Annotated in this window: 11 protein-coding genes; 2 read left to right on the top strand and 9 right to left on the bottom strand. The window is 69.0% G+C overall.

What is annotated here, in order from left to right:
- Positions 1 to 4: 4 nt before the first annotated feature.
- Positions 5 to 952, bottom strand: coding sequence for a CsgG/HfaB family protein (locus IAE60_RS05615; protein WP_185895051.1), 948 nt, complete (start codon positions 950 to 952; stop codon positions 5 to 7).
- Between the two features lie 225 nt (positions 953 to 1177).
- On the opposite strand from IAE60_RS05615, the gene IAE60_RS05610 reads away from it, so the two are divergent.
- The gene (locus IAE60_RS05610) at positions 1178 to 2056 is read left to right on the top strand and encodes an EamA family transporter (RefSeq protein WP_338052625.1); all 879 of its coding nucleotides are present in this window, start codon (positions 1178 to 1180) and stop codon (positions 2054 to 2056) included.
- A gap of 65 nt (positions 2057 to 2121) precedes the next feature.
- Here the strand turns inward: IAE60_RS05610 and IAE60_RS05605 are convergent, their stop codons facing one another.
- The 8 genes from IAE60_RS05605 to IAE60_RS05570 all read right to left on the bottom strand — a co-directional run bounded on the left by IAE60_RS05605 (position 2122) and on the right by IAE60_RS05570 (position 12000).
- The gene (locus tag IAE60_RS05605) at positions 2122 to 3321 is read right to left on the bottom strand and encodes a D-alanyl-D-alanine carboxypeptidase family protein (protein WP_187574179.1); all 1200 of its coding nucleotides are present in this window, start codon (positions 3319 to 3321) and stop codon (positions 2122 to 2124) included.
- Positions 3322 to 3442: 121 nt separating this feature from the next.
- Positions 3443 to 4624 carry a septal ring lytic transglycosylase RlpA family protein gene (locus tag IAE60_RS05600; protein ID WP_187574178.1) on the bottom strand — a complete coding sequence of 394 codons (1182 nt, stop codon included), beginning with the start codon at positions 4622 to 4624 and terminating at the stop codon, positions 3443 to 3445.
- A complete protein-coding gene (gene mltB, locus IAE60_RS05595) occupies positions 4621 to 5760 on the bottom strand; it encodes a lytic murein transglycosylase B (RefSeq protein WP_187574177.1) in 1140 nt (379 codons plus the stop codon). The genes IAE60_RS05600 and mltB overlap by 4 nt, the downstream gene beginning before the upstream one ends.
- A 61-nt stretch (positions 5761 to 5821) precedes the next feature.
- A complete protein-coding gene (gene rodA, locus IAE60_RS05590) occupies positions 5822 to 6958 on the bottom strand; it encodes a rod shape-determining protein RodA (RefSeq protein WP_187574176.1) in 1137 nt (378 codons plus the stop codon).
- Positions 6955 to 9156 (bottom strand): penicillin-binding protein 2, encoded by a 2202-nt coding sequence (gene mrdA, locus IAE60_RS05585; RefSeq protein ID WP_187574175.1) that lies wholly within the window; start codon positions 9154 to 9156, stop codon positions 6955 to 6957. Before mrdA ends, rodA begins: the two co-directional genes overlap by 4 nt.
- 3 nt (positions 9157 to 9159) lie before the next feature.
- The gene (gene mreD / locus IAE60_RS05580; RefSeq protein ID WP_185895045.1) at positions 9160 to 9645 is read right to left on the bottom strand and encodes a rod shape-determining protein MreD; all 486 of its coding nucleotides are present in this window, start codon (positions 9643 to 9645) and stop codon (positions 9160 to 9162) included.
- Positions 9642 to 10835, bottom strand: a complete 1194-nt coding sequence (gene mreC, locus IAE60_RS05575) for a rod shape-determining protein MreC (protein WP_187574174.1) — start codon at positions 10833 to 10835, stop codon at positions 9642 to 9644. The genes mreD and mreC overlap by 4 nt, the downstream gene beginning before the upstream one ends.
- Before the next feature lie 118 nt (positions 10836 to 10953).
- Positions 10954 to 12000 carry a rod shape-determining protein gene (locus IAE60_RS05570; RefSeq protein ID WP_055937350.1) on the bottom strand — a complete coding sequence of 349 codons (1047 nt, stop codon included), beginning with the start codon at positions 11998 to 12000 and terminating at the stop codon, positions 10954 to 10956.
- 315 nt (positions 12001 to 12315) lie between these two features.
- Here IAE60_RS05570 and IAE60_RS05565 point away from each other — a divergent pair, with 315 nt between their 5' ends.
- The gene (locus tag IAE60_RS05565) at positions 12316 to 13248 is read left to right on the top strand and encodes a carbohydrate kinase family protein (protein ID WP_185895043.1); all 933 of its coding nucleotides are present in this window, start codon (positions 12316 to 12318) and stop codon (positions 13246 to 13248) included.
- Positions 13249 to 13312: the final 64 nt, after the last annotated feature.

Genomic DNA, 13312 nt, shown 5'->3' with positions numbered 1-13312 from the left:
TGGCTCAGCGCGCCAGCTGCACCAGGCTGGACGAGACCCAGCCCTTGTTGCCCAGTTCGTCCTCGACTTCCCACATGACGCCCTCCTTGTTGCCGGTGGGGTACAGCATCATGCCGGGGTCCAGGTCGCGCACGGCCTTGCCGGTGCCCTTGGGGTTGGCGAACAGGCGGCCGGGCTTGGTCATCTCCACCGCCTGCTGGGCGTTGGACGCGGATGCGTTGCCGGACAGGCCGCCCAGCTCGGTCACCAGGTTGGTGTAGGCCTGCAGGTAGGCCAGCGTGATGACCTGGCCGATCTCGGTGTTGGCGTAGCCGCTGGCGCCACCGCCGCCCCAATGGCTGCCGGTGAACAAGCTGCCGCCCGCGCCCCAGCCGATGTCGGTCTTCTTGGCGCTGCCCTCGGCCATGGCGACCTGTTCGGACGAACGCACGTCGGTGACCGTCAGCACCACGTCGGCGGTCTTCTTCTTGAAGTCCAGCCCGCCGACCACACGACCGACGTTGCCGCCCATCAGCCCGCCCAGCAGGCCGCTGATGGCGTTGCCGCCCGCGTTGCTGTTCTGCGAGATCAGGTCGGGCACTAGCACGTAGTCCGCCGCACGGATCTGGCCCTTGCCGATGTTGGAGCGGTTGCGCAGCTCGCCGCTGGCGGCCAGGTCGCGCTCGGCCATCGCCGCACCCATGCCCACGCCACGGTCCACCAGCGTGAAGCAGCGCGACTTGTTGACGAAGACCTTGATCAGCTTCGACGGTGCCGGCAGCTGCTGGCCGCTCCACCAGTTCACGCCGTCCTCCGGCTCGATCACCGAGATCGTGCCCAGCGGCTTGCTGCAGGTCGGGATTTCGGCCATCTGCTGCTTGCGCTGGTCCTGCGCGCTCTGGCGCTGGGCAAGCGCCGGCAACGTGGCCACGAGCGCCAGCATGCCGGCGGTGATACGTACGGTCTTGTTCATTCCCCTGCTCACTGAAGTCACTCCTTGAAAGGTTGTCGCTCCCGAAGCGGGAGCGTTCCATCGGCACGGGCGACCGCGGCGCGGATGCCGGTGTCGCCCGTGCGGATGATAGGCCATGGCGGCCGCCATGCTGGCAAGCACGGGAAATGTGAACTCAACAGGCCATCCGCCGCGTTCTTCCGGCAATAGGGCCACCGCCGGTTGCGCGATAATCGCCCGCCCCCCGTGTCGAGCTGTGCCGTGGCCTACCTGCTCATCAGCGTCGCCTGCAGCGTGCTGGTCTCCGTGCTGCTCAAACTGATGCAGCGGCGCGGGATCGACACGGCCCAGGGCATCACCTGGAACTATCTGGCCGCCTCGCTGCTGTGCTTCGGCCTGCTGGACCCGCCGCTGGCGGCTCTCGGCCACGCGGACACGCCCTGGGCCGAACTGGCGCTGCTCGCACTGCTGCTGCCCGGCATCTTCCTGGCGCTGTCGGCCTCGGTGCGCGCCGCCGGCATCGTGCGCACCGACATCGCGCAACGGATGTCGCTGGTGCTGTCGCTGCTGGCCGCCTTCCTGTGGTTCGGCGAGCAGGCCAACGCGCTGCGCGTCGCCGGACTGGTGCTTGGCGTGGTCGCGATCGCCTGCCTGGTGGCGCGGCCGGAACGCGGTCCGCGCGGCGGCGGATGGCAGGCCTGGGCGCTGCCGCTGGTGGTGCTGGTCGGCTACGCGAGCGTGGACGTGCTGCTCAAGCGGCTGGCCGCGGCCGGCACGCCCTTCGCCGCCTCGCTGCAGGTGGCGTTCGTGGCCGCATTCACGGTGATGCTGTGCATGCAGGGAGCACGCGCCTGGCGTACGCGGGTCGCGTTAACGGGTGCCGCGCTCGGCGCCGGCCTGCTACTGGGCACGCTGAACTTCGCCAACATCCTGTTCTACGTGAAAGCCCATCGTGCATTGCCGGATCATCCGGCGGTGGTGTTCTCGATGATGAACATCGGCGTGGTGGTGCTGGGCACGCTGGTGGGCGTGCTCGGTTTCGGCGAGCGCCTGGGCCGGCTCAACCTGCTGGCCATTCCGCTGGCGATCATCGCCATCGGCCTGATCGCCGCCGGCATCGGCTGACGCGCGAAACGAAGAAGCCGGCATGCGCCGGCTTCCTCATCTGCATTCTCATGGAACGGGGCGGATCACTCCGACTCCCACCACATCCAGAACGCATCCCACAGCCGCTTGAAGAAGCCGGCCTCCTCGATGGCGGTGATCGCCACCAGCGGCGACTCCGCCACGACCTTGCCGTCCAGCGTGACCTTCACCGTGCCGATGGCCTGGCCGGCGGCGATCGGCGCCACCAGCGTCTTGGGCACGTCCATGGTCGGCTTCAGGTTGTCGTAGCGGCCGCGCGGCACGCTGACTAGCATCGGCTGCGCGACGCCCAGTTGGACCTCCTTGGCCTTGCCCTTCCACACGCGCTGGGTGGCGATGGCCTTGCCCGGTTCGTACAGGCGGTGCGTTTCGTAGAAGCGGAAGCCCCAGTTGAGCAGCGCCAGGCTGTCGTCGGCGCGCTGCTTCTCGGAGGTGGACCCCATTACCACGGCGATCAGGCGCTGGTCGCCACGCTTGGCCGAGCTCATCAGGCAGTAGCCCGCGGCGGAATGGTGGCCGGTCTTGATGCCGTCCACGCTGGCATCGCGCCACAGCAGCAGGTTGCGGTTCGGCTGGGTGATGGCGCCGACCGTGAATTCCTTGATCTTGTTGTACGCGTACTGCTCGGGGTAGTCGCGGATGAAGGCCCGGCCCAGCAGCGCCAGGTCATATGCCGTGGAGTAATGCTCCGGCGCGGACAGGCCGTGCGCATTGACGAAGTGCGAACCCTTCATGCCGATCTGCGCGGCGTAGTTGTTCATCAGCGACGCGAAGGCTTCCTGGCTGCCCGCGGCATGTTCCGCCAGCGCGATGGCGGCGTCGTTGCCCGACTGCACGGCCATGCCCTTTTCCATGTCGATCAACGGCGCGGTCTTGTTGACGGCGAAGCCGCTGTAGCTGCCGTCGGTGCCGGCGCCGCCCTCGCGCCAGGCGCGCTCGCTCATCATCACCTGGTCGTCGGGCTTGATCTTGCCGTTCTTCTGCTCGGCCGCCAGTACGTACGAGGTCATGACCTTGGTGATGCTGGCCGGCTCGACGCGCTGGGTGTAGTTCTCGCCCGCCAGCACCTGGCCGGTGATGTGGTCCATCAGCACCCACGCCGTGGCGGTGGGCTTGGGCGGCGGCGGGATCTCGACGGCGGGGGCCGCCGGCGCGGCGGGCGCGGGGGTCGGCGCGGGTGTCTGGGCAATGGCCAGGCCCATGGCGGTAGTCGCGAGCGCGGCGAGAGCGAAACGGAACTTCATTGGCGGAAAACTCCTGGCAAGGCCGTGTGGGCCTGACGGTTCAAGGCGGATATTGTAGGGAGGCCGGCCGTGGCTGGGGTTGGAAAGACGTAAAAACGGCCGGGAATACGCTGCGATCGGCTTATTCGCGGACGATCTGCGGACGACCGAAGCCCAGGCTGGCGATCCTGCCTGCCAGTGCTTCCGCCGAGGCCGCATCGGCCGCGCCCACCCGCAGGCGCCACAGCGGACGCGCCGCGCCGGGCACATCGCTGAGGCGTGCTTCGGCGATGCCCGCAGCGACCAGTCGCGCAAGTGCGCGATCGGCGTTGTCGCGGCTGGAGAAGCTGGCGACCTGCAGCTGCAGGGCCGGCGGCAGGGGCATGGACGCCGGGGCTGGCGCGGTCTCCCGTACCGGCGTGGCCGGTGCGGACAGGACGGCACTGGCGGTGGAGGACGCCATGGGTGTTGCCGGCCTGCCCGATGCCACGCGCACGCCGTTGGCCTTCATCCAGGCCTCGAATCCGGCCGCGCTGGGCGTGTCGCCCGCCTTGGCCGGCACGTGGTAACGCGCCGCGTCCTTCGGCAGCGCGCCGACCAGCTGATCCATCGCCGACGGGGCGACGGGCGCGGTTACGGGGGCCGGCGCCGCCGCCAGCGAGGCGCCATCGGGGGTCAGTGCGCGCACTTCCACCCGGCCGGTACCGCGCTGGGTGATGCCCAGCTTCACCGCGGCGGCGTAGCTGAGGTCTATCACGCGGCCCTCATGGAACGGACCGCGATCGTTCACGCGCACCACGACCGACTTGCCGTTGTCCAGGTTGGTGACCCGCACGAAGCTGGGCAGCGGCAGCGACTTGTGCGCCGCGCTGTACGCGTACATGTCGTACACCTCCTGGTTGGAGGTGCGACGGCCATGGAACTTGTTGCCGTAGTACGACGCGGTGCCCTGCTCCACGTAACCGTCGACGCGGTCCAGTACGCGGTACTGCTTGCCCAGCACCGAGTACGGCGACTTGTTGCCCACGCGCGAGCGCGGCTCGGCGGTGACCTGGGGCTCGCGGATGCAGTCCAGGTCGGGCAGGTGGTCAGGCGTGCTGTCCGCCACGCCGGGCTTGTACAGGCCGCCGGCGGTGTAGTGGCCGCGCGTGCTCGGGTCTTCCTGTGCCGGCGCGTAGCGCGAACAGTCCTTGCCGGTTTCGGCACCGGAGGATGCGGTCGGCGGCGAGGCGGTGCCGCCGGTCGGTGGCGGCGGAGACTTCTTCGGCGCCGTGCTGCATGCGGCCAGCGCCATCGCCAGCAGCGGCAGGGCCAGCCGCTTCATGCCGGCGGGATCTCGCGGCCGGCGATGGCCTGCGACAGCTGGTGCACCGCCATCGCGTACATCTTCGAGTTGTTGTAACGGGTGATGGCGTAGTAGTTCTGGAAGCCCAGCCAGTACTGCTTGCCATCGGCCCCATCCAGCTGCACCAGCGTCGCGGTGGCGTCGGGCGCCACCGGCTCCAGCGGGCGATAGCCCTTCTCGGCCAGCTGCGCCAGCGTGTAGTCGGGCGTCCACGTTTCCGGATTGAACTCGGCGAAGCCGTCCTGCAGCTGCGCACGGGCGACCACCGCACCGCCCGGCACCCAGCCGCCGCGCTCGCCGCCTTTCTTGCGGAAGTAGTTGGCGATCGAGGCGAAGATGTCCGGATACGTGGTGAACAGGTCGCGACGACCATCGCCGTTGCCGTCGACCGCGAACTCGCGGTAACTCGACGGCATGAACTGGCCCAACCCCATCGCCCCGGCATAGCTGCCGGTCAGCGTGGCGATGTCGAGCCGTTCCTCGCGACCCAGCGCGAACAGCTGCGCCAGTTCATCGCGGAAGAACTGCTCGCGGCGGTACTCGTAGGCGGCGCGCTCGGGATTGCCGCTGCGCGGATAGCGGAAGGCCAGCGTATACAGCGCATCCAGCACCTTGTGCCGGCCCGTGAAGCCGCCGTAGTTGGTCTCCACGCCGATGATCGACACGATCACTTCCGCAGGCACGCCGTACTGCTGCTCGACGCGGGTGAGTTCGTCGCGGTGCTCGGCGATGAACCTGCGGCCACCGTCGATACGCGCCTGGGTGAGGAAGCCCACGCGGTACTCGCTCCACGGCTTCACGCGCTCGGCGGGGCGCGACATCGCCGCGACCACGCTGTCGAGGAACTGCGCCTTGGCCAGCGTCGCTTCGATCTCGGCCGGGGCGATGCCGTACTTGGCCGCGGTGTCGCGCACGAACTGCGCACGCGCCGTGGGGAAGTCGACCGGCGCCAGCGCTTCGGGCGGCACCTCGGCCACACGCTCCACCGAGGTCTCGGCGGGCGTCGTCGTTGCGGCGGCGGAAGGCGTCGCCGAGGAAGCCGACGGCGGCGGTTGCGGAGTGGCGCAGGACGCAAGGGTCAGCACCAGCAGACAGGGAATTACGCGTCGCATCATCGGCGCGAGGGTAGCACGCGACTTTCCGCGCAGGGTGAACAGAGCACGTGCCAATGGGGCATCAGTACCCATGCACCGGCCGATGCGCGCGCACCGCCATCACCAGGCCCAGGCCCGCCAGCAGCGACACCGCGGACGTGCCGCCGTAGCTGAGCAGCGGCATCGGCACACCCACCACGGGCAGCAGGCCGGACACCATGCCGCCGTTGACGATCACGTAGACGAACAGCGCCATCCCCAGTGTGCCCGCGAGCAGGCGCGAGTAGGTGTCGCGCGCATCCATCGCGATCCAAAGGCAGCGCCCCACCACGAACAGGTACAGCAGCAACACGACGGCCACGCCCACCCAGCCGAACTCCTCCGACAACACCGAGAAGATGAAGTCGGTGGTGTGTTCGGGCAGGTAATCCAGGTGCGACTGCGAGCCCTGGCCCCAGCCCTTGCCGGTCCAGCCGCCGCCGCCGATGGCGATCTTCGACTGCAGGATGTTCCATCCTGCACCGAGCGGATCGTTCTCCGGGTCGCGGAAGGTCAGGATGCGGTTCTGCTGGTATTCGCGCAGGAACGAGAACCACGAGATCGGCGCGAACATCACCAGTCCCACCGCAGTACCGCCGAGCACGCCGGCGGTGATGAACCACCACCACGACAGGCCCGCCAGATACAGGCCGAACACCCCACTGGCCGCCACCAGCATGGCGGTACCGAAATCCGGCTGCAGCAGGATCAGCCCGGTCGGCAGGCCGATCAGCAGCGCCGCCACCAAGGTCGTGCGCCAGCCTGGTGGCAGCGGCTCGCGATGCAGGTACCAGGCCAGCATCATCGGCAGCGCGATCTTCAGCAGCTCCGAGGGCTGCAGGTAGAAGAACTTCAGGTCGATCCAGTGCGCGCCGTGCTTGCCGGTGCCGATGAACAGCACCAGCACCAGCGGCACCAGCGCCACCGCGAACACGCCGGGCGTCCATGCGCGCAGGCGCACCGGGGTGATCCGCGACAGCGCCCACATCGCCACCAGCCCCACGCCGAAGCGCACGCCCTGCGCCAGCACCAGGTGCGAACCGAGGGCTTCGCCTCCCGCGCTGTACAGCACGGCCAGGCCGATCGCCATCAGCGCCAGCAGCGCGCCCAGCAACGGCCAGTCGAGCGTGCGCAGCAGGTGGCGCAGCAGATCGACGCCCCAGCGCAGGAGTTCGGTCATGCCGACCTCCTCGACGCAAAGGCGGCTTCAAGCCCCTCTCCCTGCGGCGACCGAAGGAAGTCCCCGTGGGAGAGAGGGGTGGGGGTGGGGGTGGGGGTGAGGGTCAGGACAGGCGCGATGCCGGGGATAGGAGAGGAGCGCGGTGCGAGCGCGGTCGAGTTACTGGAGCTCGCACCCACACGACCTTCGTTACCCCTCACCCCAACCCCTCTCCCGGTGGGAGAGGGGCTAGTGCCCTGGCTCGGACTTGTGCCCGGCACCGAATTCGCAGGCGGCGGCGTCGGTGCGGCCGGTGTCGGCGCAGCGGGCGGTGTCGCTGGCGTAGTGCCGACGGGAACCCCTTCCTCGCCATCCTTCTCCGGCATCTTCCCCAGCAGGTACGCATCGAAGATCTTGCGTGCCATCGGCCCGGCGGTGCTGCCGCCGTAACCGCCGCCTTCCACCGCGATGGCGATGGCGATGGTCGGGTTGTCAGCCGGGGCGAAACCGACGAACAGCGAACGGTGGCGCAAATGCATGGGCAGGCTGCGTGGATCGACCGCGGCGGTGCCGCGCCGGCTGATCACCTGGGCGGTGCCGGTCTTGCCCGCCATCAGGTAAGGCGCGCCCAGCGCCACGCGCCAGCCGGTGCCGCCCGGCCGCATGGTGTCCTGCATGCCCTGGCGCACCACTTCGACATTCGCCGGGTTGGGACTGATCGGGACCGGTGGCGGCTGCGGCACCGGCTCCCACGGGCGATCGAAGCCCACGCGCGTCTGCGCCACCAGATGCGGCCGGCGCAATTGCCCGTCGGCCAGGCCGGCGGTGGCGCGCACCAGCTGCAGCGGGGTGACCTTCCAGTCGCCCTGGCCGATGGCCGCATTGACGGTGTCGCCCGGATACCAGCGCTCCCTGCGCGCCTTCAGCTTGGCCTGCGGCGACGGCAGGATGCCGCCGATCTCGCCACGCAGATCGATGCCGGTGGGCTGGCCGAAGCCATAGTGCGCCATGTACTCGTCGAACTGCGCGATGCCCAGGTCCAGCGCCAGCCGGTAGTAATAGGTGTTCACCGACTGCGAGATCGACTTGCGCAGGTCGGTCACGCCGTGGCCACGCCGGCTGGCATCGCCCCAGCCGCGACTGGTCCCGGGCAGGTAGAACATGCCGGTGGATACCACCGTGTCCTCGGGCCTGCGCTTGCCGCTGTCCAGGCCGGCCAGCGCGATCAGCGGCTTCAGTGTCGACCCCGGCGCCACGCCGCCCAGCACCAGCCGGTTGAACTGCGGCCGCGAGGGGTCTTCGTTGAGGATCCGGAAATCCTTGCTGGAGATGCCGTTGACGAACAGGTTGGGGTCGTAACTGGGCAGGCTGACCATCGCCAGGATCTCGCCGGTGCGCGGATCCACCGCGATCGCCGAACCCTCCAGCTCGCCGAAAGCGTCGACGATCGCCTGCTGCAGCGTGGCATCCACGCTCAGCCGCAGGTCGGTGCCGGCCTGGGCGGGCACGCGGCCGACCACGCGCAGCGCGCGCCCTTCCACGTTGGTCTCGACCTTCTCGTAACCGATCTTCCCGCGCAGCTGTTCGTCGTAGTAGCGCTCCAGCCCGGTCTTGCCGATGTGGGTCAGCGCACTGTTGATCTCGCCCAGCTGCTCCAGGTCCTTTTCGTCCACGCGCCCCACGTAGCCGACGATGTGCGCGAACAGATCGCCGTAGGGGTAGCGCCGGGTCAGGTAGGGCACCAGCTCCACGCCCGGGTAGCGCCAGCGGTCCACCGCGAAGCGCGCCATCTCCTCCTCGGACACGCGCAGCTTCAGCGTGATCGGGCGGAAACCGCGCGAGGTCTTGCGCGTGGCCTCGAAGCGTTCGATGTCCTCGGGCGAGAGCGCGATGATCCTGCCCAGGTCGGCGACCAGCTTCGCCGGGTCCTTCACCTTGTCGGGGGTGACGTCCAGCCGGAACGCGGGCACGTTCTCCGCCAGCAGCCTGCCGTTGCGGTCGTAGATGGTGCCGCGGCCGGGCACCACCGGGCGTGGCCGGATGCGGTTGGCTTCCGAGCGCGTCGCGTAGTCGTCGTGATCGATCACCTGCAGCTTGAAGTACCAGGCCGCCAGCGCGACCAGGCAGGCGCCGACCACGGCGAAGCCGATCACCGCGCGACGACGGAACTGGTCCGCCTCGGCATGCGGATTCTTGCCCCGCCGGCGCAGGCCTGCCATCGCTCAGCCCCGCTTGCGGCGACCGAGCCGCAGCGCATCCATCAACACGAACAGCGGGGGCCAGAACAGCATGCCCAGCACCGGCGCCCACCAGTAAGGCCATGGCAGCGTCGGCTCGCCCAGCGCCAGATGCACCACCGTGGTCACGATGCGGTCGTTGAGCAGCAGGCCGCCGATGGCCAGTGCCTGCTGCGAAACCGGAAAGAAGCGCAGGCGCGCGCGGAAGCGCTGCACGATGAAGGCCATGATCAGCAACCGCAGCGCCTGTTCGCCCAGCAGCGTGCCGAACATCAGGTCCGCCACCAGCCCCACGATCACCGCCAGGCCCAGCCCGGCGTTGTCCGGCGCCTCGATCACCCAGTACGCCAGCACCAGCGCCAGCCAGTACGGGCGCAGCGGCTGCAGCAGATCGGGCAACGGCAGCAGCCCCAGCAGCAGCGCGACGATGAAGCTGAGCGGCATCAGCCAGCCGGTGCGCGCGCGGCTCATCGCTGGGGCTCCTGCGTGGTCGGGCGGGGCGAAGGCCGAGCTCCGCGATTGACCCCCTCTGCGGTGGCGGGCGCACCGCCGTTGAGCCCCTCTCCCCTCGGGAGAGGGGTTGGGGTGAGGGTCGGGGCGTTCGCGGGGCGCGGAGCTTGCGGGGAAACCGTCGCGGGCGCGGATACGCTGGGGTTGCCCACGCCATTTCCGCCTTCGTTGCCCCTCTCCCCAACCCCTCTCCCGACGGGAGAGGGGCCTTGAGTCGTCGGCGCGGCAGGCGCCTGCGTTTCGGCAGCCTGGGGAGGAGTGGCAGCCTCAGGCAAGAAGCGCGACGGATCCGCCGGCGGCAGCGGCTGCGGCGGCGCGGACTTCAGCAGCAGGACGTCGCGGCCGCGGTCCAGGCGCGCGGCCGGGGTCACGTCGCCGACGAGGAACGCATGGCTGTCGTCGGGCCGCAGCGCGGCCACCTTGCCGACCGGGAAACCGGCCGGAAACCGCCCACCCAGGCCCGAGGTCACCAGCATGTCGCCGACCTGCACACCGCTGTTGAGCGGCACGTCGGCCAGCTCCAGCAGGTCGCTGCGCCCGCGCCCATAGACGATCAGGCGCACGCCGTTGCGCGCCACCACCACGGGCACGGCATGGTCGGGGTCGGTGAGCAGCAGGACGGTGGCGTGGGCCGGGGTGGTTTCGATGATCTGGCCCATCAGGCCACCGGCATCGATCACCGCCTGCCCGACCGTGGCGCCTGCGCGGCTGCCCGCATCCAGCACCAGGCGCTGGCGGCCGGGCGCCAGGTCGATGTCCAGGATGGGCGCGAGCTGCACGTCCAGCCCGCGCGCGGTCTTCACCCCCAGCAGGGCGCGGAGCTGGGCATTGTCCGCCGCCGCGGTCTGCAGACGGGCCAGCCGCGCATTGGCCACCAGCATCTCGTTGCGCAGGCGCCTGTTTTCCTCGATCAGCCCGGTACGGGTGGCGGCATCATCCTGCACGCGCGTGGTCAGCCGTCCGGGCAGGCCGGCCAGCCACCACAGGGGCTGCGTCACCACGTTGGCCTGCGCGCGCACCTGCGAGAGCCAGCCACCGCGATGATCCAGGATCACCAGGGCGATGGTCAGCGCCAGATAGGCCAGCAGCCGCAAGGTGCTGGCGACTTCGCCGGGACGGGAGGCAACGGGAGGGCCGGCGTAGGAGGGCACGGAGGGCTAGGAGCGAGTGGAGAGGAACGAGAAGTGAGGAGTGAGGGGTGCAACACAGGCCATGGCAGGGGAGTCGCCCCGACTCACTTCTCACTCCTCCCCGCTCGTTCCTGCCTCATCATTCCGGCGCGAAGAACTCGTTGCCGTGCATGTCGACCAGTTCCAGCGCACGGCCACCACCACGCGCCACGCAGGTCAGCGGATCGTCGGCGACCTGCACGTGCAGGCCGGTTTCCTCGCTGATCAGGCGGTCCAGGTCGCGCAGCAGCGCGCCACCACCGGTCAGCACGATGCCGCGCTCGGCGACGTCGGCGCACAGTTCCGGCGGGGTCTGTTCCAGGGCCAGCTTGACCGCGCTGACGATGCCGGACAGCGGTTCATGCAGGGCTTCCAGCACTTCGTTGGAATTGATCTTGATCATCTTCGGCACGCCCTCGGCGAGGTTGCGGCCGGAGATTTCCATCTCCTGCACCTCGGCCTGCGGGTAGGCGCAGCCGATCTCCAGCTTGATGCGCTCGGCCGTGGCTTCACCGATCAGCATGCCGTGGTTGCGGCGCACGTAGTTGGTGATGAACTCGTCGAAGCGGTCGCCGCCGATGCGGACCGACTGCGAGTAGACGATGCCGTTCAGCGAGATCACCGCCACCTCGGTGGTGCCGCCGCCGATGTCGATGACCATCGAACCGCGCGCCTCGGTCACCGGCATGCCGGCGCCGATGGCGGCCGCCATGGGCTCCTCGATCAGGTAGACGTCGCGGGCGCCGGCCTCCTCGGCCGATTCCTTGATGGCGCGGCGCTCGACCTGGGTGGAGCCGGCCGGCACGCACACCAGCACGCGCGGGCTGGGGCGCAGGAAGCGCGACTTGTGCACCTTCTTGATGAAGTACTTCAGCATCGCCTCGGTGTAGGTGAAGTCGGCGATCACACCGTCCTTCATCGGGCGGATGGTGGTGATGTGGCCGGGGGTGCGGCCCAGCATCTGCTTGGCCTCCGCGCCGACCGCCGCGACCGAACGCGAACCGCCGATGGCGCGATCCTGGCGCACCGCCACCACCGAGGGCTCGTTCAGCACGATCCCCTGCCCGCGCACGTAGATCAGGGTATTGGCCGTGCCCAGGTCGATGGACAGGTCGTTGGAGAACATGCCGCGGAGCTTCTTGAACATCGGGGGACGGGTTCCTGCTGGGGGCGGATCGCCTTGAAATGGCGATTTTTTGGGCAAAAAACGAAGTCAGCTAGCCTAACAATCCGGCATGGTGCGGGCAAGGAAAAATCTCGTGAATCCCCGGCGAAAACCGCTGTCCACGTCGCCTGTCCACGCGCATGCCCCCGGCGATCGCGCGGCCGCCATCGCCCGGGCAAGGCTGGTCGGCACCGGCCCCAGCCGGTAACCTTCGCACCGGCGCGCCGGGAATGGGGCGCACGTCCCGATTTTCCTGCGGCCCGGGGCGGCCGCACCCGCCTCCAGCCGAGTCTGCCGATGTCCGCACTGATCTGTGGTTCCCTTGCCTACGACACCATCATGGTGTTCCCGGACCAGTTCAAGAACCACATCCTGCCGGACAAGGTGCACATCCTGAACGTGTCGTTCCTGGTGCCGCGCATGCGCCGCGAGTTCGGCGGCTGCGCCGGCAACATCGCCTACAACCTCAAGCTGCTGGGCGGCGACCCGGTCCCGATGGCCACGGTGGGCCAGGATTTCGGCCCCTACCGCGAGCACTTCGTCGAACAGGGCATCAACCTGTCCCAGGTGAAGGTGATCGACGAACTGTTCACCCCGCAGGCGTTCATCACCACCGACCACGACAACAACCAGATCACCGCCTTCCATCCGGGCGCGATGATGCGCAGCTACGAGAACCACGTGAAGGACGTGCCCGGCGTGAGCTTCGGCATCGTCAGTCCCGACGGGCGCGAGGGCATGCTGCAGAACGCGGCCGAGTTCGCCGAGGCGGGGATCCCCTTCATCTTCGACCCGGGCCAGGCCATGCCGCTGTTCAACGGCGAGGAGCTGCGCCACTTCATCGAACTGACCGACTACGTGACGGTCAACGACTACGAGTCGAACCTGCTGCAGGAGCGCACCGGCTGGAGCGAGGCCGACATCGTCAAGCGGGTGAAGGCCTACATCACCACGCGCGGCCCGCACGGCTCGCAGATCCACACGCCGGAGAAGACCTACGACATCCCGCCGGCGCACGAGCGCCGCGTGACCGATCCCACCGGCTGCGGCGACGCCTTCCGCGCCGGCCTGATCTACGGCATCGAGAAGGGCTACGACTGGCTGACCATCGGCCGCATGGGCAACCTGATGGGCGCATTGAAGGTCGAACATCCGGGCACGCAGAACCAGCGCTTCGATTTCGACGAGTTCAACGAACAGTTCAAGCAGCAGTTCGGCTACGCACTGTAAATGTGAGCCGAAAGGTGCGGCCGGCGATGTCCTGTCCGGCTGCCGTTCGGCGAGCGCCCCCCCC

It is taken from the genome of Pseudoxanthomonas mexicana, from assembly GCF_014397415.1.
Taxonomy (GTDB): Bacteria; Pseudomonadota; Gammaproteobacteria; order Xanthomonadales; family Xanthomonadaceae; genus Pseudoxanthomonas_A; species Pseudoxanthomonas_A mexicana.
The sequence above is the reverse complement of the archived record's forward strand: the minus strand, read 5'-3'. Positions and strand labels throughout refer to the sequence as shown.

Excerpts from the sequence above, each read along its gene's own strand:
- IAE60_RS05615 (WP_185895051.1), bottom strand. The coding sequence starts at position 952 with ATGAACAAGACCGTACGTATCACCGCCGGCATGCTGGCGCTCGTGGCC.
- IAE60_RS05605 (WP_187574179.1), bottom strand. The coding sequence starts at position 3,321 with ATGAAGTTCCGTTTCGCTCTCGCCGCGCTCGCGACTACCGCCATGGGC.
- IAE60_RS05600 (WP_187574178.1), bottom strand. The coding sequence starts at position 4,624 with ATGAAGCGGCTGGCCCTGCCGCTGCTGGCGATGGCGCTGGCCGCATGC.
- mltB (WP_187574177.1), bottom strand. The coding sequence starts at position 5,760 with ATGATGCGACGCGTAATTCCCTGTCTGCTGGTGCTGACCCTTGCGTCC.
- rodA (WP_187574176.1), bottom strand. The coding sequence starts at position 6,958 with ATGACCGAACTCCTGCGCTGGGGCGTCGATCTGCTGCGCCACCTGCTG.
- mrdA (WP_187574175.1), bottom strand. The coding sequence starts at position 9,156 with ATGGCAGGCCTGCGCCGGCGGGGCAAGAATCCGCATGCCGAGGCGGAC.
- mreD (WP_185895045.1), bottom strand. The coding sequence starts at position 9,645 with ATGAGCCGCGCGCGCACCGGCTGGCTGATGCCGCTCAGCTTCATCGTC.
- IAE60_RS05570 (WP_055937350.1), bottom strand. The coding sequence starts at position 12,000 with ATGTTCAAGAAGCTCCGCGGCATGTTCTCCAACGACCTGTCCATCGAC.
- IAE60_RS05565 (WP_185895043.1), top strand. The coding sequence starts at position 12,316 with ATGTCCGCACTGATCTGTGGTTCCCTTGCCTACGACACCATCATGGTG.